Consider the following 24,231-nt stretch of genomic DNA (forward strand, 5'->3'; position numbering starts at 1 on the left):
TAAATAAACAAAGTATGTTCCTTTTTCGTTTTTAAAAATGATATTTCTATGTTTTGAAAAAACAAGTACACCCAATGGGTTATTTTAGAATATCCTTATAAATTTTCAAATAATCAGCAGCGGCAATTTTCCAATCGAAACTTGCTGCTCTTTTTTTCATTTCTGTTTCAATGATACTTTTGTTATTCTCAAAATTATCTAGTCCGTTTAGGAGTACCTCTTTCATGTATTCCGGATCAAAATCAGACCAGTAATTAGCCATTTCTCCACCAATTTCAGGTAAGGAAGTTTTGTCCGATAAAAAGACCGGTTTTCCAAAGCTCATAGCTTCAATAGGAGGTAAGCCGAATCCTTCTCTTATAGACGGAAAAAGAAAAGCGGCACAATTTTTCATGTAAAATTGCTTCCCTTCATTGCTAATTTTACCGGTTAAAAAAACCTGATTTTGCAACCCGTTTTCTTCGATAAGGTCTTTAATTACCTGTCCGTAGCTTCTGTTGTTATTTCCGGAAATAATCAGATTAAAATCCTTCATTAACTTCATCATGTTAATAATAGACGTGTAATTTTTTCTTTCGATAAAATCGCCAATCGTATAGAAAAAAGGCTTGTCTACAGGAACAGCGCTTACAAAACCGGAGGTGTCCAATAAAGTCGAAATCGGATTTCCGTTGTAAATAACATGCTCAGGAACATTTGGTACATTAAAATAATCATGAGTTTGCTTTTTGGCAAATTCAGAAATATAAGTAATGGCTGTAGCTTTATTGAGTTTTTCGATAAAAAGCCTGTTTCTTTTATGATTCATGTCTGAAGATACCTCTTCGACAAAATTGACGTCATGAATCGTTAAAAGATATTTTGAATACTTTCGTGGCTCTAGTTTAGAATTCTGATTTACAGAATGCCATAAATCAAATTTATGCAGAGGTCTAAAGGTTTTGTACCTATGAAACGACATGTATTTATGATACTTGAATGAATCACCAAATTCGCTTTTTAATAATTTAGGTTTTCCTGCGTTGAGGTGCAGTTCTAAATTCTCAAAGTTAAGATGTTGCAAACCTTTAATCAATTCATAATTAAAAGTGCCTAACCCAGTTGCTCTATTGTTAATATTATGGGTTTCTAAAAACACACTTTTTGTCTCGGACATTAAATTTTTTTTACGAAAATACAATAATAATTTGAAGTCTAAAATTCTATATGTATTTTTGTTTGTTTAAAAAGAGCCACTGAATGAATTTTAAGATCAACCCAATTTTTGAAAATAATGCCGCCTCAATACGTGAAAATATTGAGACATTTAATACATCAGGAACTCTTTTTGGTAATGGGGACAGAAATAAAATAAAACTTTTTAGTTTAAATGAGCAAACGATTAATATCAAATCATTTAAAATACCCAACATCGTTAATAAAATTGCCTATAAATATTTTAGAAAATCAAAAGCCAGACGCTCTTTTGAATTTGCTACCATTTTACTGGAGAAAAATATTGGAACCCCTGTTCCGATCGCATTTCTGGAGAACTTTAGTTTGATAGGATTAAAAGACAGCTATTACGTAAGCCAGCATTTGGTAACAGAATTGACTTATAGAGAACTGGTAGAAATTCCTGATTATCCGGATAATGAGAATATTTTGAGACAGTTTACCCAATTTACTTTTGACTTACACCAAAAAGGAGTGGAGTTTTTAGATCATTCACCCGGAAATACTTTAATCAAGAAAAAGGAAGCGGATCAATATGATTTTTTTCTGGTAGATTTAAATCGAATGAATTTTCATGAAAACATGAATTTTGAGGAACGTATGAGTAATTTCAGACGTTTAACTCCTAAGAAAGAAATGATAGCGGTTATGAGTAACGAATACTCAAAATTTTATACTGATAAATCCGAAGCCGAGATTTTTGAGCAAATGTGGAGGGATACCACTCAGTTTCAGGAAGAGTTTGCTAAAAAGAAAAGACTTAAAAAGAAACTTAAATTTTGGAGGTCTTAAGCAATTCCGTTCTGATTTTTTTAAGCTCCTGAAAACGTATTGCCACGCTCAAGGCGTTAAGGTAACAAATTATAATTCCTTTTTTGCCGTCTAAAATACCTAAACGAAGCAGGTATTGATTCAGAAACTGGTAAAGTGGTCGAACATAAAAATGGAAAAAGTTTGGATTGGTTTTTTTAAATAATTCCTCCTGTGCTTTTAACTTTCCGTAAAAAATCATTTTTTGTTTGTAATCTTCAAAATTCGAATACGAATGATGTGTAAGCTTGTTTTTTAATTTTCCGGCTTTTCCGTTTATAATTAATTTCTCATGAACAATTTTCTCGATATTGTAAATCGCATCTTCTTTTTTGAAAAGGCGAATGATTTTATCTGTTTGCCAGCCACTAAAACGTAATTTTCTGTTTTCGAATATAAAATTTCGATACATAAAATAGGCAGGATAACTGTTTGCGTCATTGATTACAAAGTCAATTTCCTGTTGGAGTTCGGGAGTTATTCTTTCATCAGCATCAATAAAGAGAATCCATGGATTGGAAGCAAGGCTCAACGCATAATTGCGTTGCAAAGCAAAATTATCAAACACATGTTGAAAGACTTTTACGTTTTTAAACGTTGACGCAATTGCTACTGTCCGGTCTGTGCTAAAAGAATCAACCACGATTATTTCATCTGCAAAAGACAGATTGAGAAGCGCTTCTTTTATATTTGACTCCTCGTTATACGTAATAAGTAAGGCCGATAAAAGTTGTTTTTCAGACAAAATCATTTTACTAATTGCTTATGTTTTGATTTAAAAACAATTTGATTTTATCGCTGAAAAATTCAGGTTTGAATTCCTGATATAAAGATAATGCTTCTTTTTTGAGCATTTTTTCAGTTTTACCCACAAATAAATCGGGTAGAAAATCGGCCAGATGCACAGAGAGATGATGAACTCCGTCTTCAAAAGTAGCCCATATTTTTTTCTCAATCCAGGGAGAGAAAATGATAAAGGATGGTTTTTCTAATGCTTTGGCCATATTAATGGCACCCCCATCGTTTCCGATAATCAGATCGCATTGGTTCATAATGGCAATAAAGGATCTTAAATCACCGCCTAATAAATCAAAATAAATTTTTTCCTGAGTAGAAGGTTTGCAAGCATCAAATACTGTTTTTGCGCTTTCAAGTTGTTTTGGGAAATAATTAAACAGAATGTTTACATCCTCCTGATCGGCAATATAATCAACCACTTTAGACATAAATGCTAAAGGATAGGTTTTGAGTTCTTCACTGCCCAAAAGACTGATCATAACCGTTTTTCGATCCTTTTGTACCTGGTGTTTTTCAAAAAGAGCGATGGCTTCTTTGTTTTCTTTGTCTGATACAAATAATTTCGGAATAGGATCTGTTTTTATCTGTAAGGCTAGAGGTTCCAGTAAAGAAAGACGTCTTTCTATAGCCAGACCAAGATTGGTTTTCGGGTAAGATGCAAACGGAATATTGTCTGTATAAAGAAAAGTCCTGCCCGGTTTTTTGTAGGATATCTTTCGCTTGGCATTGCTTAACAGTACTAATACCCAGCTTTCTAATTTAGAATAAGCATCAATTAGCAAATCGTATTTTTCATTTCTAATCTGAAAACCAAGACGAAACAGTTCTTTTTTGCTTTTTCGATGTTTTTCTTCAAACAGGATAATATTGTCGATACTTGAATTGCCTTCCAGAACAGGAGTTGTTGAACTATAAACCAGATAATCAATTTGAGCGTTCGGATAAGCAATACGCAGATTGTTGCAAATAATGCTGCTAACCAATACATCACCAATCATCTTTTGTTGGATTACAAGTATCTTCATGTAGGGATCTTTTGTTTTAAACTACAAAGGGAAGTAAAAAAAAACCAAATTCCAATTGTTTATTGATTGGAATTTGGTTTTTTAATTTTAAGATAAGTTTTTTTTATCTGAGATAAGCAATTGGTTGTTCATTACTCTTTCATTAAACGACTGAATGTAGGCTTTAATAAATTTCTCTGCTCTTTGAGCTCGTGGTTTATCTATTTTTATTAAGTTGTTTTTTAATAAAGTATCTTTTTTCCAATTGTATAAACCAGTTAGTTTATTGTCTGTAAACGAAACATAATAATCGTCCTGAATGTAGTGATAAGTTCCCTGAAGATAATACACTACAAAATTTTCTTTTGATTTGTAGCTTTTACCGAAACTTACTATATCGGTATCAATATGCAGATAATCTAAGATACTTGGCATAATGTCGATCTGTTGGAAGTTTTTTTCATTGACACCGGCTAATTTCGGATTAGATGGGTCAAAAAATAAGATCGGAATTCTAAACTTTCCAATATTTGTTTGGTCGCCCTCCTGATCACCACCAGACGAAGTATGATCTGCCGAAAGGACAAATAAAGTATTTTTATACCAATTCTGTTTTTTTGCTGTTTCAAAGAACTTTCGAAGTGCGTAATCTGCATATGCTACACTTTCATGTATGTCAGTTGTTCCTTTTGGAAATTTGTTATGATATTTCGCAGGTATAATATACGGAACGTGAGAAGAAATAGTGAAAACGGAGCTAAAGAACGGTTTTTTGAAAGTGCTAAGTTTATTAGCGTAGAATTGTAAAAACTCCTCATCAAAAATTCCCCATTTACCATCATACGACTCTTTTCCTACGTATTCATTTTTTCCAAAATAATGATCAAATCCTGCCACTTTTGCGTATTCATCAAAATTTTGACTGCCATTGAATGCACCATGAAAAAAAGAGGTCGTGTAGCCTTGCTCTTTGAAGATTTTTGGAAGACTATGAACTTTATTTAAAGCATAACTTGACGAGATAAATGAGTTATTCATAAGACTCGGAATACTTGAAATTATGGAAGGAACGGCATCAATTGAGACTTTACCATTTGCAAAACCATTCTTGAAATAACACGATTTTGTAATTAGCGAATCTAAAAATGGAGTTTGCCCTCGTCCGACATTTTCATTCCCAAAACTTTCCAAAATTATAATCACTACATTTTTCTTGATAGGAGCCTTACCTGATTTTAGCGAAATTATTGGATTGTAGGTTTTGCTTAATTCTTTACTGTCAAAATAAGGAGTGTTATCAATGTCTTCTTTTTTAAACAATGTTTTTAAAATAGAAAAAGGTGTATTTAAGATCAATCCTGCATTATTTGCTTCGCCATATTCTACAGCATCAACAATTCTAATTGGTTTTTTTCTAAATCCGCCGCGAGCAATAAGTAATATTCCAAGAAGTAAAAGAACTACATAAATGCCTTTTTTAAAATAATCTTTTTTAGTCAGCTTGTTAATGACAATTGTCTCCTTTTGATTTGGTATTAATTTCCAAAATATAATGCTGATAATTATGAATAAAAGAGCAACATACCAGAAATCTTTTAAGAAGGAAGGAATTAATCTTATGGTGTCGTTTTCCATACCTCTGGCAGTAATTAGTGCAAAAGTACTTCTTCTGCCTGTAAAGCGATAATAAATAATATCAATAAAGTTGGTAGACAGAAAGATAAGGTTGACCGTATAAAATGCAATTTTTAATACTGTCTGATATATCGGTTTGTATTTGAAATTCCGGGGAACTACATGAAAAAACAGAAAAATGGCATTTATGTAGGAAATAACGGCTAAGTCAAAAACTACGCCACCTATAAAAATTTTAAAAGTAAAGCCTTCGAACAATTCCATGTTCAGAACGAAAAACAGAATTCGGCTAAGTTGGTAGGTTACTAGTACTAAAACAAATCTTTTTAGAAATAGAAGTACGTTTTGGTTAATGTTAGGCATTTAAAAATTTTAGGTTTTTTTTGGGGATTATTTTTCCGCGAAAATATAAATCTCAACAAAGAAAACCTAAAATTTTTAATGTATTTTTAACATTAGCTTAACAATGAAAATTAAACAGCCACATCGTATTCGCGAAGTGCATTATTCAATGAAGTTTTTAAATCTGTAGATGGTTTACGAGTACCAATGATTAAGGCACAAGGAACCTGAAATTCTCCTGCAGCAAACTTTTTAGTATAACTTCCCGGGATTACAACAGAACGTGCAGGAACATAACCTTTCATTTCAACAGGCTCATCACCGGTAACATCTATAATTTTGGTTGATGCAGTAAGACAAACATTAGCTCCAAGAACGGCTTCTTTACCAACATGTACTCCTTCTACAACAATACAACGAGAACCAATAAAAGCACCATCTTCAATAATTACCGGAGCAGCTTGTAAAGGCTCTAAAACTCCACCAATACCAACACCACCACTTAGGTGAACGTTTTTACCGATCTGTGCACAACTACCAACAGTTGCCCAGGTATCTACCATAGTTCCCTCATCAACATAAGCTCCAATGTTTACATAACTTGGCATCAAAATAACACCACTTGAGATGTAAGCTCCATAACGCGCCACAGCATTTGGTACTACACGAATTCCTTTTTCAGCATAACCTCTCTTAAGTAACATTTTATCATGGTATTCGAAAATACCGGCTTCTAATGTTTCCATTTTTTGAATAGGGAAATACATTACAACAGCTTTTTTTATCCATTCGTTTACCTGCCATCCTTCACCAACCGGTTCAGCAACACGTAATTTTCCTGCGTCTAATAATTCTATAACCTCTCTAATGGCATCAGTTGTAGTAGTTTCTTGTAGTAAAGCTCTGTTTTCCCAAGCTTGTTCGATTATCGTCTGTAAAGAATTCATAAGTTTTAATTTTTGGCAAAGATAACGTATTTGACCAAAAGCAAAAAGGTAAAACCGTCTGAAAATGTTACAGGTGTAACATTTTGTTTTTAATTTGGAGTGAAAAATTAATGACAAAAATTGGGGCTCTAATCGCGTTTTGCTGTACAAAATCAGGACTGAAATTAAGCTTTTGATTTACTTTTTAATAATAATTAAGTAGTAGTAAAAGAATAAAGTAAAGTTGATACTGTTTCATATATGGAAGTACACAGTGTTTGAAAAATTAAATAGCGATCAGACCCATTTCCAATGCCATTTTTTTGTTTTAGGGTACTATTTGTATTGAAATTCTCAAAATCAGTGTCAGGCGGTTAGGCTTTGTTGGGAAATTCGATTTTATACGATTTGCAGTAGTGATCGGGTTGGTATTGAAGCGTAAAAAGAAATTTATTCGTAAGAAAAAACACTTTTTTTTGATTAACTATGCACTATTAATTAGTATCTTACAATAAATTAATATTGCGATAATGAAGGGGAAAATACAAGTTGGTTGTTTAGTGTCATATGATTATGAATTATTAAAAAAATCGATACCAATTATCTATCAGAAGGCCGATACTATCTTTTTTGCGATTGATAAAAAAAGACTTACTTGGAAAGGGGAATCTTTTTGTATAGAAGAGTCTTTTTTTCAATGGATTGCTGATTTTGACGTAGAGAAAAAAATTGTGATTTATGAAGATGATTTTTATGTTCCTACCTTAACTACAATGGAATGCGAGATTAGAGAAAGAAAAATGCTTTCTGATAAAATGGGGATAGGAAACTGGTTAATCCAGATTGATAGTGATGAATATTTTGTCAATTTTGAACAGTTTGTATCCGATTTAAGAAAATATGACTCTTATCTTGAGAATCCGGAAGAGAAACAAGTACAGATTTGTGTCTTTTTGGTTATGCTTTACAAATACACAGAGAATGGAATTTTGTATATAGATAAGCCTCAGAAAGCAATTTTTGCTACAAATTATCCAAATTATATGTTAGGACGTAGGACTTGTGGACGTCAAATATATACTAATAGTATTATTTTACATGAGTCTTTATCCAGAACGGAAGAGGATTTGCGTTTTAAACTTGAAAATTGGGGGCATAATACAGAAGTTGCTGAAGACTTCTTAACAAAATGGTTGACAGTAAATGAAAACAATTATACAGAGTATAAGGACTTTCACTATTCAAAGCCTAAAAGATGTAAAAATTTAGGTTTTTTTCCAACTAAGGAGATTGGTGAAATAAATGATATAATTCGAAGGGAAAAAAAGCTTAATATGTCCGGTACGTTGCTCTGGTTTAAAAATTTTGAACAACGGATTAAATTTTTCTGCAAAAAAGTTTATCTTTTGTTGTAGAGGCAATTAAAAACGATTTTAATAAATCTTACTAAAAGAGAGATATTGGCAGTTAAATTATTTTAGCTTAACAGTACGTTTAGTATATTTTTATTTTGTTGTTGTATTTCAAATGTTTCCTTGATAGGTTTTTAAGCTACAAAATATCATAAAATTTATTCCATTTTATGGTGCAAAAGCCAAAGAATTAAGTAGCGTTTAAGAACGGCGAATGAATTTATGTAAGCAAGAACATATCCTTCTTTTCCATCAAGAAAGCCCAGTTTTTTAAAATATTGATTTATAAAATTTAAAAAAGGTTTTAAAAAAAAGTGGTAAATATTTGGTTTCATATTTTTCTTAAACAAAATTATAGCTTCTTCTTTACTTTTTAAGCTTAATTGATGGTTGTATTCATCGAAATTTTTGTACCCATAGGAATCTATTCTATTTTTTAGAACACTTGATTTTCTAAAGAGGGTTGTTAAAAAAGGCTTGCTTTTTTGATGATTTAAAAAGTGCTGCTTTTTTTTATTAAAAAGAAAAACCTTTTTTCGATGATTAAATTCACCATACCTTAATTTTTTTTCAAAAAAATGAAGGGTTTGTTTTATGTAAAAAATACTATCTGATTCTGGTTTTGAAATTTTGGTTAGTATCTCATCTCTAAGTTCGGGAGAAATATATTCATTTTGATCCAATAGTAGTATCCAGTCGTTTTGCGCTTCGTTAATCAGTACATTTTGTTGTAGGGTTTTATCTGAGATGGTTTGTTGTACAATAGTTACCCCGGGTTTTTCTTTGGCTGTTGTAGCTTCACTGTCAGTGCCAGTATTGATTAGAATAATTTCATGCGCAAATGACACATTTTTAATAAGTTCTGTTATAGTACAGGCTTCGCTGCAGAAAAATGCCAAAACACTAATTTTAGAAGTTGTTATAGAAGGAATCATTTTTTTTGTATTAAATTACGTATTTTTTATTTTATATTTGTAAGAAAAAATATAAAATGCCTAAACTCTCCATTTTAATGTATCATAACGTTTGTCGGTCTGAAAATGAAAGCAATAAATTAGCAATCTCAGTGCGAAATTTAGAAAAGCAATTTCAGTTTTTAAAAGACAATAACTATAAAACATTTCATTTTTCAGAATTGGAAAAAATGCATTTTATCCCTAAGAAGAGTATCGTGCTTACCTTTGATGATGTTACTGAGAATCAATTTACATACGCAGTTCCTTTATTGGAGAGATTTAATTTAAAGGCTAGCTTTTTTGTTCCATTCGCTTATATCGGAAAACTGGATTTATGGAATGAAAATTCGAAATTTTCTGCAGAAAAAATAATGACTATAGAGCAGTTGAAGCTACTTAATAGTGATAAAATAGAATTGGGTTATCATTCTTATGAGCATAGAAAATATAGTTCTTTACTCCCTCTAGAGGTAGAAAAGGACTTTTTAAAATGCGAAGAAGTAATTAAGAACAATAATCTAAAGATTTCTCCTGTTTTAGCATATCCATATGGTAATTATCCAAGGGAAAGACAAAAAAAAATAAAATTTAAGAACATAATTGTTGAAAATAGAATAAAATTTGGTTTGAAAATTGGCAATCGTCCCAATCGTTTTCCTTTTAAAGACAAATTTGAGGTGAAACGAATTAGTATTGAAGGACAGGATTCATTACTGGTTTTTAGATTAAAAATTATATTTGGTAAGTTAAAACTATTTTGAGCCTTTTTGAATTAGCATCATTTTAGCATATCTTGAGAAAACTCCATAGGCATCTATTGCGGCGGCGGCAAAACCAGGAACACCATCAAGATATACTCTTTTTACAAAATAGGTATGAAAAAAGCGATAAAAGGGTTTGAAAAATAACAAAAACAAAGTCACTTTTTTTGCCTTGTCTGTATACATTTTTGCTTGAAACCAGGCATATTTATCTTTTTTACTTATAAAATGAAGGAGTCCTCTATAGGTATAGTGTATCATATAGTTTTTTAAAACACCCGGTTTTGATTTAAGGACTAATTTCTCATGAACCTCATTTTTAAAAAGAAGATCGCAGTTTTTCATTAAACGAACATTTTTATCTGTATAATGAAACAAAAAGCGATTCATAAAAAAATGCGGAAACCAAATTTTGTAAGCAGTAAATTTATTTGATTCGATACTACTGAGTATTTCAGCTTTTAGGTTTTCAGAGACTCTTTCATCAGCATCTAAAAATAAAATCCAATCTCCGGTAGCTAGAGAGATTGCATAATTTCTTTGATTGCAGTAATTGTCGAATGCTCTAAAAATTAATTTGATTCCCAGTTGAGAAACAATTTCCGGGGTTCTGTCATCGCTGTAGGAATCTAAAACAATGATTTCGTCAGCAAATGAAACTGATTTTATAGCATCATTGATATAAAGCTCTTCATTATAAGTAAGTATAATAACGGATAATTTAAATGGCATGATTAATTATTTTGATAATTAATAGTTGATGCTGTATTTTGTTGCAAACGATTGTTTGTCAGAAGGATTTAAAGTTTTTGTGTGACTAACGGTATTGGTTACCTTCAATTAAGAAGAGAAAGTAGATTTAAATTGCCAATTTATTAGCAATGACTCTTTCGTTAAACGACTGAATATAGGCTTTTAAGAATTTTTCGGCTTTTTTAGTTCTGGACTTGTCTATGTTCATTAAATTTTTTTTTAATAAAACATCTTTCTTCCAGTTGTATAAGCCAATTGACTGGTTATTGGTAAATGCCAGATAATAATCGTCTTGAATAAAGTGATAAGTTCCTTCAAGATAGTTGACTACAAAATTGTCTTTTGATTTGTAACTTTTTCCAAAGCAAATCATGTCAGTTTCAATATTTAAATAATCTAAGACGCTGGGCATGATATCAATTTGTTGAAAATTTTTCTCATTAACACTTATTAATTCAGGGTTTGAGGGATCAAAAAATAAGATCGGAATTCTGTACTTCCCAATATTTGTTTTATCTATATCTCTATCTCCGCCTGAAGTATGATCAGATGAAATAACAAATAGTGTATTTTTATACCATGCTTCCTTTTTTACAGTATTAAAAAATTTTCGTAGTGAATAATCGGTATACGCTATGCTTTCTTGTATCTGAGTAGTTCCTTTTGGAAATTTTCCTTGATATTTTTCAGGAATAGTATAAGGATTATGAGAAGAGATTGTAAATAATGAACTAAAAAATGGCTTTTTAAAGGTGTTTAATTTATGAGCGAAAAATTGCAAAAACTCTTCATCAAAAACTCCCCATTTTCCGTCAAAAGCATTTTCTCCCACGTACTGGTCTTTACCAAAGTATTGGTCGAAACCTGCTGCTTGTGTATACCGATCAAAGTTTTGGCTACCATTAAAGGCTCCATGAAAAAAAGAGGTTTTATATCCTTGTTTTTTAAGAATTTTTGCCAGACTGGTTGTTTTGTTTAATGAATAGCTGGAGGATAGGAAGGAATTATTCATTAAACTTGGTAAGCTGGAAAATATAGAAGGAACCGCATCTATCGAAAGCCTTCCATTCGCAAATCCATTTTTAAAATAATATGATTTTGTAAGGAGTGAATCTAAAAAAGGTGTTTGCCCTCGACCTATATTTTCATTGCCAAAACTTTCCAAAATTAAAATAATCACATTTTTCTTTGTAGTTGGTTGGTTGGGTTTTAATGAAATTTTCGGGTTGTAAATTGATGCTAATTTTTTTGCGCAAAAGTAATTGGTTTTGTCAATATCATCTTTTTTAAAAAGAGTGGTGATAATTGTAAAAGGTGTGTTCAGAACTAAACCGGTAGTAATATCTAGAGCACCATATTTAATGGCGTCTACAATCCCAATTGGTTTCTTTTGAAGTCCTCCTCTTCCTATAATTACAATTGTGAGCAGCGAAATAATAAAATAAATGGATTGTTTAAAGTAGACTTTGTTGTTTTGATGTTCAGCAGTTATATTCTTTTTTAATTGGGGTATTAATTTCCAAAATAAAAGGCTAAGAACGAGAAAGAGAAGAGCAATGTACCAGAACTGTTTTAAAAAAGAAGGGATTAGTCCTAATGTTTCATTTTCCATTCCTTTTGCAGTAATCATGGTAAAGGAGCTTCTTCTTCCCGTAAATCTGTAGTAGACAATATCAATAAAGTTTGTGGCAATAAAAGTCAGGTTTACTGTATAAAATGTGATTTTTAGAATAGTTTGATAGACTCTATTGTATTTAAAGTTGCCCGGGATTAAAAGACCAATTATAAAGAGACTGTTTAAGTATACGATGGCTGAAAGATCAAAACGTAGTCCTCCCAAAAAGGTCTGAAAGGTAAATTTTGTGAACAGGTCATTATTAAAGTAAAAAAAGAGCGCTCTGGTAAGTTGGTATATTATTAAAAGTAGTAGCATTTTCTTTAAAAGTAAAATAATGCTTTGTTGGTAATTGCTCATTTCTTTTGTAGTTATTTTACATTAAAAACAAGTCTAAAGTATTTTAATTAATGCTGTATGGAGGAGTTAAAATGATATCCGTATGTATTTGTATCATATTCGTAGAATATATGATTTTATCAAATTTTTTGCAGCGGTAAAAAAAGTTGAAAGTGTATATAATTAGTATAACAGAACTCTTGCAGTATGAAATTTTTAGTGCGATTCTTCTGGACTTGGTTGTTTGCTAAATTCTTAAAAGTGTCATTTGTAGTCCCCTGAATTGGTAAAGTGCTGCTTTGTAGTTTTTTTGTAATTCTATTCTGTGGATAAATGGGGAGTTTTGCTGCTTATTATTATTTATTTAGCAGTAAAATAATAATCACAGCAATAGTCTGTAAACGTTTTTTGCTGCTAAAACATGATAAAAATCAGATTTTGTGTTTTTACTTCTCGTTAGTTTTGTATGATAATTCCGAAAATATACAGTGGGAATTATCAGTGCCAATCTAAAAATAAATTAATCTACTAAGATATGAATAGCGAAAATCAGCTTCAAAACCGAACTATTATAGATAAAGAAGTCTCGTGGGATAAAACCCAGGTTATTATGAGTAAAACCAATGCATTTGGTATAATAGAATATGCAAATGAAATTTTTATTGATGTTTGCGGTTATGAAGATTATGAACTTATGGGACAACCGCACAATATTGTCAGGCACCCCGATATGCCTAAAGTAATTTTTAAAGTGTTGTGGGAAAATCTAAAAGCAGGTAAAAATTTTCATGCTGTTGTAAAAAATCTGGCTAAATCCGGAAGATACTATTGGGTAATTACAGATTTTGAAATTGCCAAAGATGAAAATGGTGTTATCGTAAATTATTTTGGAAGAAGACAAGCCGTTCCTCAGGAAGTTATTGCCTTGCATATTGAGCCATTGTATAAAAAGTTGTTGCAAATAGAAAATGCCAGCGGAGTGGAGTTTAGCGAAAAATACCTTATCGGATTTTTAGAAGAAAAAAAGAGGTCGTATGTAGAGTATATCAAAGAGTTAATTTTAGACCATGAAAAGACACAATCAAAGTCTTTTCAATATGAACAACAAGAAGAGGAGGAAGAAGACGAGAGAGGTTTTTTTAGTCGTTTATTTGGTAGATAATCGCATTTTTTTTAAGTTTTAATGTTGGATAGGGTCCGTTTTGAGCAATCAAGACGGGCTTTTTTTATAAATGAAAGAATTCTTTTTTTTCGGGTTTGTGAATTTTCCTTTCTATCTTTGATAAAAATTACTGAAAATGCCTAGAATTCTCTCTATAGACTACGGACAGAAACGTACCGGAATTGCGGTTACAGACGAAATGCAGATTATCGCTTCCGGTTTAACAACGATTCCGACCAGCACTTTAATAGACTTTTTGAAGGAATATTTTGCCAAAGAAAAAGTAGAAGCAGTCCTGATAGGGGAGCCCAAACAAATGAACGGACTTCCGTCTGAAAGTGCTTCGATAATTAAAGGATTTGTAACGCACTTTTCAAACCTCTTTCCCGATATGAAAGTAGTTCGCGTAGACGAACGCTTTACTTCAAAAATGGCATTTCAGACCATGATAGATAGTGGATTAAGTAAAAAACAACGCCAGAATAAAGGATTGATTGATGAAATTTCGGCTACAATCATGCTACAGGATTATCTTTCATCCAAACGATTTTAAGGCGAAAGCACTACGTAATTTTCGGTTTGAAATTTCCTAACTTTTATCATATGAAATTAGTTTTTTTTTGCAATTATAAAAAGTACCTTTGCATTTTAAAATAATACTGTTATGCCTGACGAAACAATACGTTCAAATAGTGAAGTAGTTCTCATTGGAGCTGGAATTATGAGTGCCACTCTTGGAGTAATTTTGAAAGAGTTACAACCTGATATTAAAATTGAGATATACGAAAGATTAGATGTTGCTGCAGCCGAAAGCTCCGATGCTTGGAATAATGCAGGAACCGGTCACTCTGCCTTTTGTGAATTAAACTACACTCCGGAAAAGGCAGACGGAAGTATTGATCCTAAAAAAGCAATAAGTATAGCAGAATCCTTTGAGGTTTCCCGTCAGTTTTGGGCTTACTTAGTGCAACAAAATAAAGTTCCCTCTCCTGACAATTTTATAAAAAGCGTTCCGCATATGAGTTTTGTATGGGGAGATAAAAACGTTGACTATCTTAAAACACGTTTTGAAGCTTTACAAAGCAATCCTATTTTTTCTCAAATGACGTTTAGTACCGATTTTGAGCAATTGAAACAATGGATGCCACTTGTAATGGAAGGCAGAGAAAATAATGAAAAATTAGCCGCTACCTTTATGCCAATCGGTACAGATGTAAACTTTGGTGCATTGACCAGAAGTATGTTTAATTATCTGGAAAAATTAGATGGGGTGTCTTTGCATTTTAATCATGAGGTTAAAAAGATGAGACAGCGTGAAGATAAATCATGGAGAATTAAAATTACCGATTTAGCTACGGGACAAAAACGAAAATCCTACACTAAATTTGTTTTTATTGGAGCAGGTGGAGGTTCATTGCCTTTATTAGAGAAAGCAAATGTACCTGAAGGAAACGGGTACGGAGGTTTTCCGGTAAGCGGTCAATGGCTAAAATGTACCAATCCCGAAGTGATTGCAAAACACCAGGCAAAAGTATACGGAAAAGCGAGCGTTGGAGCACCTCCAATGTCGGTTCCTCATATCGATACACGTGTAATTGATGGCGAGAAAGCACTTCTTTTTGGTCCTTTCGCCGGATTCTCTACACGATTCCTGAAAAACGGATCTTATCTGGACCTGCCGTTGTCTATAAAAGCAAACAACTTAATTCCGATGTTATCTGCCGGATTTCATAATATTCCATTAACCAAATATTTAATCGAGCAAGTACGTCAGTCACCAAAAGACAGAATGAAAGCACTTCGTGAGTATTTGCCAACCGCACGATCTAAAGACTGGAAACTGGAAAGAGCCGGGCAACGTGTTCAGGTGATTAAAAAAGATGAAAATGGTGGTGGTGTTTTAGAATTTGGAACAGAAGTAATCAATACACACGATGGAACTTTGGCAGTTTTATTGGGAGCTTCACCAGGAGCTTCTACAGCCGTTTCTATTATGGTGGATTTAATTAGCAGATGTTTTACAGATCAAATTAAAACTCCTGAATGGGAAGAGAAAATGAAAATCATGATTCCTTCCTACGGTAAAAGCCTGAATGAAACACCCGAGCTTTTAGAAGAAATGAGAAAATTTACTTCTGAAGTTTTACAGTTAAAAAATTAGATTTGGACACGTAATTGTGTGAAATGTAAAATGTAAAAAGTTGGGTATGATTTGTGTAAATTATACTCAGCCTTTGATAGTATATTTTTATTGTAAGAAGGAGTGTTTTGGTAAATTTAGAAGTAAGAACGCAAAAAAAACAGTCTAACTTTACTTTGACTACAACTGTCAGGCTGAGCGGAGTCGAAGCCCCTTTCAGTTCTATAAGCCTTCGACTTCGCTCAGGGTGACATCATGGTTATTAATCTTTTTTGTACTACAAAGCCAAACTATGAGGATTAAAATTAAGTGAAACGCCTTTACCCGTTTTCAAAAACTATGTTTCTATGTGTTTAAAAATAAAACACACCATATATAAAAAAACAAATCCGGATGAATTAATCCGGATTTGTTGCTTTTAGCTCTTTCGTAATTTTTAGTATTTTTTCTGCCAGATTGCTCATCCAGATCAATTGCTCGATAACCATCTGTGCTTCCTGCATTTTAGCCTGACGGGTTTCTTTATCCAACTCGTCATCAGCCGCCAGACGTGTAAAATTAATACGTTTAAGCTCTTCAAATTGCAAGGTCACATCTTCTTTGTCAAAAAAGGTGTCGGTTATAATAGTCTCATTTTTCAGAACCGAGATCGAATGCTCTAAGTTTAACAATATTGTTTTAATAATATAGTTAAAAGACTCTGATGCTGATGTCGTCTGGTGAGATTGAATATAAGTCGATAAGGAAGCCAGAGCCGAAAGCAAAGAATGGTTCAAAACCACCAGTTTATTAACCAATGGGAGCGTTTTTTGCTTTGATTTAGGTTCCTGCATCATGCGCTGAAAAGAAGTTGTTAAATTACCAATTTCAACAAAAGCATGTTTTCTTGCCAGTCGGTAAGAGGTCGGGATTTCTCCTTTTTTATTGTAAAAATCAGCAATTTCTTTCAGATAATTTCGATTGGCCCGAATCGAATTTTCAATATGTATAGGAGTATTGATAAACTCCCAGGCTGGCCATAAAAACTGATTTGCTATAAAAGCTAAAATAGCTCCGGCAAGCGAATCTAATATTCTGAATTGAATTACTTCTACAACATTAGGGGTTAGAATTCCGTAAATAAAAACCACGTACATGGTTACGAAAGTCGCACTAATTTTATAATTAATCTGTGTAAAAGAGATTCCAAGTAACATGCAGACAATTGAGAAAATACTTAATGCGACATGATTCTGAATAAAGGATACAATCCCGAATGCCAGTAATCCGCCTAGTACAGTTCCGAAAATTCGATTATAGGAACGTTCTTTTGTCAATCCGTAACCCGGGCGCATAATGACCACAATGGTTAGTAAAATCCAGTACACATTCTGAAAAGGAAGAAAATTTCCAACCACAAGACCTATTAGAATTGTGATCGTTAACCGCAGCGAATGCCTGAAAATAGAAGAAGAAAAACTCATATTTTCAATAAGGGTGCGGAGCGGATAATACTGAGGGGTTAGGAATTTTTCGAGCTCCTTGTCTTTGTCTTTCAATTTATAAGATTGCATCGCAAGCGAAAAAGCACGCTGTATAATTTTGATTTTTCCAACCTGATTTTTAGCATATTTCAGCATATTGGTCAACATCAGTACACCTTCGCTGGCTTCGTCTCTTCCTAAGCTTTTTTCATAATCAAAAATGGCAAATTCCAGGGCATCCAGTTCGTTCTTCAAATCATTCTTGTCTACATAAGCCGCAATATGATGCACATTTTTGGATAGTTTTTTTAAAGTCGAAGCCAATTTATAAGCGACATTTTGGTACGTTCTTAAAACATCCGGATGTTTGTCAAACTTTTCGTGAAGTTTATCATGATCAAAAGAAGTGTATAAGGCCAATTCCTGAATTTCAACAAGCGTTATAAAAACAAGTAACATTTTACGGTTCTGACTGTTGGCAGCCGAAGTGCTTTGATTCCCGATTAATACTTTTCTAAGGTCTTCATTGATCTGATTTAACTCAACCTGAACGGCTAGTTGTTTTTGAGTGATTTTCTCACGATTGGCTTCCGGACTCCATAAATCACCTCTTAGTTTTAAATACTTAGCGGTTAGTTTTATGCCCTCAGCAATTTCCAGTTCAACAAACTTATACGGTTGTACAAAATGAAATACAAGTGAGACAATGAGATATAAAATACCACCAATAAAAATAAAACCCGAATATTCAAAAGCATCCCAACCTTCATGCAAATGTCCAAATGATAAAGAAATAGAAAGTAATGCAGAAAACGAAACCAATGTAGCGCGTTGTCCATAAACAGAAATCATGCAGCATAAAAAAAGCAACGCCCCTAAGAACGGATAAAATAATACTGGGTAAGGATAGGCAAGATTTACCAGTAGGTTCACACCCGAAACGATCAGGGAAGCAACAATAAGACCTTTTATCTTATGAGCTAAAGTACTCGGAATATCACTGGGATAGGTATAAAAGGCACCTAAGGCAATAGTAAAACCAATTTCAAAATGCCCCAGAAAATTCAAAACCAAGACCGGAACAACAGAAGCAATAGTTACTTTAGAAGCATTCAGAAAAGAGGTGCTATTGGTGAATTTTGAGATACGATTAAACATAGATAATGGTTTACCGGCAAAGGTAAGAATTGTACGAATTATTTTGGCACAATTATAGCTGAGTTTTCGATAAGCATGCAAAATTGAGATTAATATCTTGTTTAAAATTATTCATTGACTATTTTTTACTATTTTTGCCAGCTGAATTAGAAGAATAAAATTCAGTGTTTTCAGTAGATAATACATAAATTAATACAAATGATTTTACCAATTGTAGGATACGGTGATCCAGTTTTAAGAAAAGTGGGTGAGGCAATTACGCCGGACTATCCAAACTTAAAAGAGATATTAGCAAACATGTATGAAACCATGTACAACGCTTATGGTGTTGGGCTTGCTGCGCCACAGGTTGGAATGGCAATTCGTTTGTTTGTAATTGATACGAGTCCTTTTAGTGATGATGAAGATTTATCATCAGAGGAGCAAAATAAAATGAAGGGTTTCAAAAGAACTTTTATCAATGCCAAAATTATTAAAGAAGAAGGTGAGGAGTGGAGTTTTAATGAAGGCTGTCTGAGTATTCCTGATGTTCGTGAAGACGTTTACAGAAAACCAACCGTAACAATAGAGTATTGTGAAGAAGATTTTGTTGTAAAAACAGAAGTTTTTGACGGTTTGATCGCCAGAGTAATTCAACACGAATACGATCATATTGAAGGAGTTCTTTTTACGGATAAAATATCTTCTTTGAAAAAACGTTTGATTCAGAAGAAATTGAAAAATATTACAGAAGGCAAGACTTTTCAGGAGTATAAAATGAAATTTGCTGCCGCCAAAAAAGGCAGATAATTATTTTTGATATAAAATAGACCATAAAAAACAAACGAAATTCTTAATACAAATTATAATAAACATGAATTTAGAAAAAATATTAGCCGTTTCTGGTAAACCAGGTTTATATGCTTTAAAAGTACAGACTCGTACAGGATTTGTAGCTGAATCATTAATCGATGGAAAAAAAATCACTGTAAGCTTAAAAAGTAATGTAAGTTTATTGTCTGAAATTTCAATTTATACACAAGAAGGTGAAAAACCGTTGACAGAAGTAATGCAACGCATTGCAGTTAAAGAAAACAAAGGTCAGGCGATTTCTCACAAAGAAGATAATGCAACTTTAACGGCTTATTTTAAAGAAGTGTTGCCGGATTATGATGAAGAAAGAGTTTACCCGTCTGATATTAAAAAAGTATTAAACTGGTACAATACACTTCAGGGAAAAGGTTTAGTAACAGATTTAGCTCCGGCTCCAACTGAAACTAAAGAAGAAGCTCCTGTTGCTGAGGAAAAACCAAAAAAAGCTGCAGCTCCCAAAAAAGCAAAAGCTAAAAAAGAAGAATAGTAAATTTTACATTCAAATATAATAATCCTGTTAAGATGTTTTCTTGACAGGATTTTTTACTTTTACATCACTAGGTTATACAATAAAAAAAACATCAAAAAATGAGCAAAGAACTTCAACTTCAGGCTTTCGAGAGATTATTAGTTATTATGGATGAACTTCGTGAGCAATGTCCGTGGGATAAAAAACAGACTTTGCAAACGCTGCGTCATCTTACTATTGAAGAAACCTATGAATTAGGTGATGCCATTTTGGATAATGATTTGAATGAAGTTAAAAAAGAGCTTGGAGATCTGCTGTTGCACATTGTTTTTTATGCTAAAATAGGAAGCGAGACCAATGATTTTGATATGGCTGATGTGTGCAATGAAATTTGTGATAAGCTAATTCATCGTCATCCTCATATTTATAGCGATACAGTTGTAAAAGACGAGGAAGAAGTAAAACAAAATTGGGAAAAGCTAAAACTTAAAGAAGGTAAAAAATCGGTTCTGGAAGGCGTTCCGAGAAGTTTACCGGCCTTGGTAAAAGCAAGCAGAATCCAGGATAAAGTAAAAGGAGTAGGTTTTGACTGGGAAGAGCCACATCAGGTTTGGGATAAAGTACAGGAGGAGTTAGAAGAGTTGCAAGCAGAAGTAAAAGCAGGCGATCAGGATAAAATAGAAGCCGAATTTGGGGATGTTTTATTCTCAATGATTAATTATGCCCGATTTCTAAATGTTAACCCCGAAGACGCCTTAGAACGCACCAATAAAAAATTCATTAAGCGTTTTCAATATTTAGAAAGCAAAGCAAGCGAACTGGGAAAACCCTTAATGGATATGACCTTAGCAGAAATGGATGTGTTTTGGAATGAAGCTAAAAAGCAGTAATTCGTTCAAGGGGCTAGTTGTGAAATGTAAAATGTATAATGTAAAATGTGAGATGTGACATGATGGTCTGAAAGAGTACATGTTTTATTTGATGGATTCTTTTCGGCACATTCAGAATAAGAAAAAGTAAAAGATGATTTAGGATTCTGGCTCTTATTTCTGAATTTACCGGTGAACCGTCACTCCGACGAAGGAGGAGTCGCACTAGTAGTTACATATTGTATGTTACCAACATTTATCGAAATAAATTATTCCGCTAATCGCTTTAAAGCAGTTGTATTTTTAAGTACAATCTTTTTACCAACTAATTCGATAAGTCCAAGCTTATTAAAATCGGATAATAAACGAATACAGCTTTCTGTTGCAGTACCAATCATTCCGGCCAGTTCTTCACGGGTAAGTTGTACTTTTAAGGTGTGGTCGGTATCTTCACCAAAAGTAGCATGCAGATACAATAAAGTTTCGGCGAGCCTTTGTTTTACGGTCTTTTGTGCCAATGCAATTTTGTCGTTTTCAGATTCTTTTAAATCTTCACACACCGACTGCATCAGGTTCATAGAGAACTGATTGTTATTATTAAAAAAGTTTATGATTTCTGTTTTTGGAATAAAACAAACTTCCATGTCAGCAACCGCTTTTGCGGTTAAATTTGCGGGTTCGTTACTAATCATAGAGCGTTGCCCCAGTAGCTCGCCCGATTTAACAAGCTTTACAATCTGATCTTTACCGTTAGCACTTAACTTAGAAAGTTTTCCGATACCGTCTTTTACACAAAAAACACCATTTGTAATATCACCTTCTTCAAAAATAGCATCGCCTCTTTTTATACTTAAAGTTGTTTTACTATTAGCCAATTTAATAACCTCCTCTTTGCTCAGTGCTTTTAAAGAAGTAAGCTGCCTTACGATGCATTGGTCACATTTGTTCATAGCAAAAAAATTTATTGCAAAATTAGCGATTATTCGCATTCAAAACCGCAATTATTCCGGAAAATAAAAGGAAAAAGATAATACGGTCTTTAATTTTTTTATTTCTCTAAATTTTGAATTGTAATTGTATGTTACTTCCGGATGATAATTATCATATTAAAAGTCTTTTATGATTTATAAACTTTGCATAAGTTAAAAAGAATAAATTATGAGCGAGCAGGGTTGTTTTCATTGTGGGTTAACCATTTCTAAAAGCGAAGAGATCAATTTTGATGAAAAAAAGTTTTGTTGTAAAGGCTGTAAAACAGTTTATGAAATTTTTAGCCTTCATGATTTAACCTCTTATTATGATTTCGAAAAGGCACCCGGTGCTACACCGCAAGATATTCACGGTAAGTATGATTTTTTAGATCATGAAACCCTATTGTCTAAGTTGCTGGAATTTCAGGAAGGAAACACGGCGATTGTATCTTTAAATATTCCGCATATTCATTGCAGTTCCTGTATTTGGATTCTGGAAAACCTCAACAGAATACAATCCGGAATCAGTAATTCACAAGTAAATTTTCCGGATAAAAAAGTTAGGATAACCTTTAATTCTGATCTTGTCACGCTCAAAACTATTGTGTATATGTTGAGCTCAATAGGATATGAACCTTATATAAGTTTAGAAAATTACGAAACAGGGAAAAATAATGTAGACAGAAGTCTGACTTACAAGTTAGGAGTTGCCTTTTTCTGTTTTGGAAATATTATGTTACTGTCATTTCCTGAATATTTTGAAATAAAAGAGTTTTGGCTGGACAATTACAAACCTTTCTTCAGGGCCTTGATTTTGATTTTATCGCTTCCCAGTTTTTTATATTCGGCAAGTGGTTATTATGTTTCGGCTTACAAGAGCATAAAAGCCGGAATGTTGAATATTGACATTCCGATTGCTTTGGGGATTATTGTAATGTTTATCCGAAGTACTTTTGATATCGTAATGGATTATGGTCCCGGTTTTTTTGATAGTTTAACCGGCCTTGTTTTCTTTATGCTGCTGGGGAAAATGTTTCAAATTAAAACCTATAGCTTCCTGAGTTTTGAAAGAGACTTTAAATCCTATTTTCCCATTGCGGTTACCCGAATTAATTCAGGGAAGTCAGAAGAGAGTGTTCCGGTCTATGACATAGTAGAAGGAGATAGATTAATCATTAGAAATCAGGAGTTGATAGCTGTTGATGGTATTTTAATTAGTGAAAAAGCGGAGATTGATTACAGTTTTGTGACCGGTGAAGCCGTTCCGATTACTAAAAAATCTGGAGATAAAGTTTTTGCAGGAGGAAAACAAATTGGTAAAGTAATCGAAATGGAAGTTTTGCATTCGGTCTCACAAAGTTATCTGACGCAATTATGGAGCAATGAGATTTTTCAGAAAAAAGTACAGCAGCAACATAAAACGATTACAGATACTATAAGTCGTTATTTCACGCCGCTGTTATTATTAATCGCTTTTGCAGGTTTCGGATATTGGATATTTATTGATGCCACTACGGCTTTTAATGCTTTTACTGCGGTACTTATTGTAGCCTGTCCTTGTGCCCTGGCATTAACAGCTCCTTTTACTTTTGGGAATATCCTGAGGATTTTAGGGAAGCAAAAATTTTATCTTAAAAATGCCCTGGTAATCGAACAACTGGCAAAAGTAGATACGATAGTTTTTGATAAAACAGGTACAATAACAACCAGTAAAAAGGCCAATATTAAGTATGACGGAACCGTAATTTCGGAAGAAAATAAGGCAGTTATAAAAAATGTACTTCGCGGATCCAATCACCCGCTAAGCAGAATGTTGTATGATTTTTTACCTGAAAAGGAGAAAATAAAAATCGATGATTTTCGTGAAATAACCGGAAAAGGAATTCAGGCTTCAGTTGCTAATAAAACTGTGAGGATTGGCTCTGCTGAATTTCTGGAAGCGCCGTTTTCAGGAGTGTCAGAAACAGAAAAAACTTCGTTACATATTGAAATTGACGGCGCTTATTACGGCAGATTTACGTTTCAGAATCAATATCGTGAGGGGCTGGAAAAACTATTTTTATCGCTAAGCAAAAAGTATCAAATTAAAGTGCTTTCCGGTGATAATGATGGCGAAAGAGCAAATTTAGAAGCGATACTTCCGGAAAATACGGAATTGGTTTTTAATCAAAAACCCGAGCAAAAATTAGAATTCATCAAACAGCTCCAGGAAAAAGGACAGAATGTTATGATGGTTGGAGATGGTTTGAATGATGCGGGAGCTTTGGTGCAAAGTAATATCGGAATTTCAATCTCCGAGAATGTAAATGTTTTCTCGCCCGCCTGTGATGCTATTTTAGATGCAACGGAATTCTCTCGCCTGGATTACTTTTTAAAACTTTCACAAAAATCAATAGTTATTATAAAGATGAGTTTTGCTCTGTCCTTACTCTATAATATTGTTGGTTTATCATTTGCTGTTACGGGTAATCTTCTTCCTTTAGTGGCTGCCATTATTATGCCTTTAAGCACAATTACAATTGTAAGTTTTGTGACTTTTATGTCTAATTATTTCAGCAATAGCGATTTGAAATGAGTGTGA

At 33.0% G+C, this 24,231-nt stretch carries 20 protein-coding genes; 10 read left to right on the forward strand and 10 right to left on the reverse strand.

The features are described from left to right. Window positions 1-79: 79 nt before the first annotated feature. A complete protein-coding gene (locus G3A47_RS16755; protein ID WP_166924411.1) occupies window positions 80-1,156 on the reverse strand; it encodes a glycosyltransferase family 4 protein in 1,077 nt (358 codons plus the stop codon). A gap of 83 nt (window positions 1,157-1,239) precedes the next feature. On the opposite strand from G3A47_RS16755, the gene G3A47_RS16760 reads away from it, so the two are divergent. Next, window positions 1,240-2,007, forward strand: a complete 768-nt coding sequence (locus G3A47_RS16760) for a Kdo domain containing protein (RefSeq protein WP_166924413.1) — start codon at window positions 1,240-1,242, stop codon at window positions 2,005-2,007. Here the strand turns inward: G3A47_RS16760 and G3A47_RS16765 are convergent. From G3A47_RS16765 to G3A47_RS16780, 4 genes are all read right to left on the reverse strand, one after another. Further along, window positions 1,988-2,776 carry a glycosyltransferase family 2 protein gene (locus tag G3A47_RS16765; RefSeq protein ID WP_166924415.1) on the reverse strand — a complete coding sequence of 263 codons (789 nt, stop codon included), beginning with the start codon at window positions 2,774-2,776 and terminating at the stop codon, window positions 1,988-1,990. The two genes, G3A47_RS16760 and G3A47_RS16765, sit on opposite strands and share 20 nt — an antisense overlap. A 4-nt stretch (window positions 2,777-2,780) precedes the next feature. Beyond that, window positions 2,781-3,848, reverse strand: a complete 1,068-nt coding sequence (locus tag G3A47_RS16770; RefSeq protein WP_243860492.1) for a glycosyltransferase family 9 protein — start codon at window positions 3,846-3,848, stop codon at window positions 2,781-2,783. An 87-nt stretch (window positions 3,849-3,935) separates the two neighbouring features. Continuing rightward, the gene (locus G3A47_RS16775) at window positions 3,936-5,825 is read right to left on the reverse strand and encodes an LTA synthase family protein (RefSeq protein WP_166924417.1); all 1,890 of its coding nucleotides are present in this window, start codon (window positions 5,823-5,825) and stop codon (window positions 3,936-3,938) included. Between the two features lie 110 nt (window positions 5,826-5,935). Further along, window positions 5,936-6,751, reverse strand: a complete 816-nt coding sequence (locus G3A47_RS16780) for a 2,3,4,5-tetrahydropyridine-2,6-dicarboxylate N-succinyltransferase (protein WP_166924419.1) — start codon at window positions 6,749-6,751, stop codon at window positions 5,936-5,938. A gap of 509 nt (window positions 6,752-7,260) precedes the next feature. Between G3A47_RS16780 and G3A47_RS16785 the strand changes: the two genes are divergently transcribed. Next, the gene (locus G3A47_RS16785) at window positions 7,261-8,145 is read left to right on the forward strand and encodes a hypothetical protein (protein ID WP_166924421.1); all 885 of its coding nucleotides are present in this window, start codon (window positions 7,261-7,263) and stop codon (window positions 8,143-8,145) included. 155 nt (window positions 8,146-8,300) lie between these two features. Here G3A47_RS16785 and G3A47_RS16790 read toward each other — a convergent pair whose 3' ends face one another. Next, the gene (locus tag G3A47_RS16790; protein WP_166924423.1) at window positions 8,301-9,077 is read right to left on the reverse strand and encodes a glycosyltransferase family protein; all 777 of its coding nucleotides are present in this window, start codon (window positions 9,075-9,077) and stop codon (window positions 8,301-8,303) included. Window positions 9,078-9,133: 56 nt separating this feature from the next. Here G3A47_RS16790 and G3A47_RS16795 point away from each other — a divergent pair, with 56 nt between their 5' ends. Beyond that, window positions 9,134-9,859 carry a polysaccharide deacetylase family protein gene (locus G3A47_RS16795; protein ID WP_166924425.1) on the forward strand — a complete coding sequence of 242 codons (726 nt, stop codon included), beginning with the start codon at window positions 9,134-9,136 and terminating at the stop codon, window positions 9,857-9,859. Here the strand turns inward: G3A47_RS16795 and G3A47_RS16800 are convergent. Together G3A47_RS16800 and G3A47_RS16805 are read right to left on the reverse strand one after the other, a co-directional pair. Further along, on the reverse strand, window positions 9,851-10,591 hold the full coding sequence (locus G3A47_RS16800) for a glycosyltransferase family 2 protein (RefSeq protein ID WP_166924427.1): 741 nt from the start codon (window positions 10,589-10,591) through the stop codon (window positions 9,851-9,853). The genes G3A47_RS16795 and G3A47_RS16800 overlap by 9 nt on opposite strands. A 127-nt stretch (window positions 10,592-10,718) precedes the next feature. After that, window positions 10,719-12,545, reverse strand: coding sequence for an LTA synthase family protein (locus tag G3A47_RS16805; RefSeq protein ID WP_243860494.1), 1,827 nt, complete (start codon window positions 12,543-12,545; stop codon window positions 10,719-10,721). 556 nt (window positions 12,546-13,101) lie between these two features. Here G3A47_RS16805 and G3A47_RS16810 point away from each other — a divergent pair. The 3 genes from G3A47_RS16810 to G3A47_RS16820 all read left to right on the forward strand — a co-directional run bounded on the left by G3A47_RS16810 (window position 13,102) and on the right by G3A47_RS16820 (window position 15,889). After that, a complete protein-coding gene (locus tag G3A47_RS16810) occupies window positions 13,102-13,728 on the forward strand; it encodes a PAS domain-containing protein (RefSeq protein ID WP_166924431.1) in 627 nt (208 codons plus the stop codon). A 136-nt stretch (window positions 13,729-13,864) separates the two neighbouring features. Next, entirely contained in the window at window positions 13,865-14,281 is a 417-nt protein-coding gene (gene ruvX, locus G3A47_RS16815) for a Holliday junction resolvase RuvX (protein ID WP_166924433.1), read from the forward strand. Window positions 14,282-14,392: 111 nt separating this feature from the next. Beyond that, window positions 14,393-15,889 carry a malate:quinone oxidoreductase gene (locus G3A47_RS16820; protein WP_166924435.1) on the forward strand — a complete coding sequence of 499 codons (1,497 nt, stop codon included), beginning with the start codon at window positions 14,393-14,395 and terminating at the stop codon, window positions 15,887-15,889. A 377-nt stretch (window positions 15,890-16,266) separates the two neighbouring features. Here G3A47_RS16820 and G3A47_RS16825 read toward each other — a convergent pair whose 3' ends face one another. Next, window positions 16,267-18,489 (reverse strand): FUSC family protein, encoded by a 2,223-nt coding sequence (locus G3A47_RS16825; protein ID WP_166924437.1) that lies wholly within the window; start codon window positions 18,487-18,489, stop codon window positions 16,267-16,269. 198 nt (window positions 18,490-18,687) lie between these two features. Here G3A47_RS16825 and def point away from each other — a divergent pair, with 198 nt between their 5' ends. From def to mazG, 3 genes are all read left to right on the forward strand, one after another. Next, complete coding sequence (gene def / locus G3A47_RS16830; RefSeq protein WP_166924439.1) at window positions 18,688-19,278, forward strand: peptide deformylase; 591 nt, start codon at window positions 18,688-18,690, stop codon at window positions 19,276-19,278. A 64-nt stretch (window positions 19,279-19,342) separates the two neighbouring features. Next, entirely contained in the window at window positions 19,343-19,828 is a 486-nt protein-coding gene (locus tag G3A47_RS16835) for a DUF5606 family protein (RefSeq protein ID WP_166924441.1), read from the forward strand. A gap of 101 nt (window positions 19,829-19,929) precedes the next feature. After that, complete coding sequence (gene mazG / locus G3A47_RS16840) at window positions 19,930-20,700, forward strand: nucleoside triphosphate pyrophosphohydrolase (RefSeq protein ID WP_166924443.1); 771 nt, start codon at window positions 19,930-19,932, stop codon at window positions 20,698-20,700. Between the two features lie 248 nt (window positions 20,701-20,948). On the opposite strand, the gene G3A47_RS16845 is transcribed toward mazG, so the two are convergent. Beyond that, window positions 20,949-21,629 carry a Crp/Fnr family transcriptional regulator gene (locus G3A47_RS16845; protein ID WP_166924444.1) on the reverse strand — a complete coding sequence of 227 codons (681 nt, stop codon included), beginning with the start codon at window positions 21,627-21,629 and terminating at the stop codon, window positions 20,949-20,951. Between the two features lie 208 nt (window positions 21,630-21,837). On the opposite strand from G3A47_RS16845, the gene G3A47_RS16850 reads away from it, so the two are divergent. Then, window positions 21,838-24,225: a heavy metal translocating P-type ATPase gene (locus G3A47_RS16850; RefSeq protein ID WP_166924446.1), complete on the forward strand. Its 2,388-nt coding sequence runs from the start codon at window positions 21,838-21,840 to the stop codon at window positions 24,223-24,225. The last annotated feature ends 6 nt before the right edge of the window (window positions 24,226-24,231 follow it).

It is taken from the genome of Flavobacterium poyangense (genome assembly GCF_011751075.1).
GTDB classification, from domain to species: Bacteria; Bacteroidota; Bacteroidia; order Flavobacteriales; family Flavobacteriaceae; genus Flavobacterium; species Flavobacterium poyangense.

Coding starts and splice junctions, on each gene's coding strand:
- G3A47_RS16755 (WP_166924411.1), bottom strand. CDS start 1,156: ATGTCCGAGACAAAAAGTGTGTTTTTAGAAACCCATAATATTAACAAT.
- G3A47_RS16760 (WP_166924413.1), top strand. CDS start 1,240: ATGAATTTTAAGATCAACCCAATTTTTGAAAATAATGCCGCCTCAATA.
- G3A47_RS16765 (WP_166924415.1), bottom strand. CDS start 2,776: ATGATTTTGTCTGAAAAACAACTTTTATCGGCCTTACTTATTACGTAT.
- G3A47_RS16770 (WP_243860492.1), bottom strand. CDS start 3,848: ATGAAGATACTTGTAATCCAACAAAAGATGATTGGTGATGTATTGGTT.
- G3A47_RS16775 (WP_166924417.1), bottom strand. CDS start 5,825: ATGCCTAACATTAACCAAAACGTACTTCTATTTCTAAAAAGATTTGTT.
- G3A47_RS16780 (WP_166924419.1), bottom strand. CDS start 6,751: ATGAATTCTTTACAGACGATAATCGAACAAGCTTGGGAAAACAGAGCT.
- G3A47_RS16785 (WP_166924421.1), top strand. CDS start 7,261: ATGAAGGGGAAAATACAAGTTGGTTGTTTAGTGTCATATGATTATGAA.
- G3A47_RS16790 (WP_166924423.1), bottom strand. CDS start 9,077: ATGATTCCTTCTATAACAACTTCTAAAATTAGTGTTTTGGCATTTTTC.
- G3A47_RS16795 (WP_166924425.1), top strand. CDS start 9,134: ATGCCTAAACTCTCCATTTTAATGTATCATAACGTTTGTCGGTCTGAA.
- G3A47_RS16800 (WP_166924427.1), bottom strand. CDS start 10,591: ATGCCATTTAAATTATCCGTTATTATACTTACTTATAATGAAGAGCTT.
- G3A47_RS16805 (WP_243860494.1), bottom strand. CDS start 12,545: ATGCTACTACTTTTAATAATATACCAACTTACCAGAGCGCTCTTTTTT.
- G3A47_RS16810 (WP_166924431.1), top strand. CDS start 13,102: ATGAATAGCGAAAATCAGCTTCAAAACCGAACTATTATAGATAAAGAA.
- ruvX (WP_166924433.1), top strand. CDS start 13,865: ATGCCTAGAATTCTCTCTATAGACTACGGACAGAAACGTACCGGAATT.
- G3A47_RS16820 (WP_166924435.1), top strand. CDS start 14,393: ATGCCTGACGAAACAATACGTTCAAATAGTGAAGTAGTTCTCATTGGA.
- G3A47_RS16825 (WP_166924437.1), bottom strand. CDS start 18,489: ATGTTTAATCGTATCTCAAAATTCACCAATAGCACCTCTTTTCTGAAT.
- def (WP_166924439.1), top strand. CDS start 18,688: ATGATTTTACCAATTGTAGGATACGGTGATCCAGTTTTAAGAAAAGTG.
- G3A47_RS16835 (WP_166924441.1), top strand. CDS start 19,343: ATGAATTTAGAAAAAATATTAGCCGTTTCTGGTAAACCAGGTTTATAT.
- mazG (WP_166924443.1), top strand. CDS start 19,930: ATGAGCAAAGAACTTCAACTTCAGGCTTTCGAGAGATTATTAGTTATT.
- G3A47_RS16845 (WP_166924444.1), bottom strand. CDS start 21,629: ATGAACAAATGTGACCAATGCATCGTAAGGCAGCTTACTTCTTTAAAA.
- G3A47_RS16850 (WP_166924446.1), top strand. CDS start 21,838: ATGAGCGAGCAGGGTTGTTTTCATTGTGGGTTAACCATTTCTAAAAGC.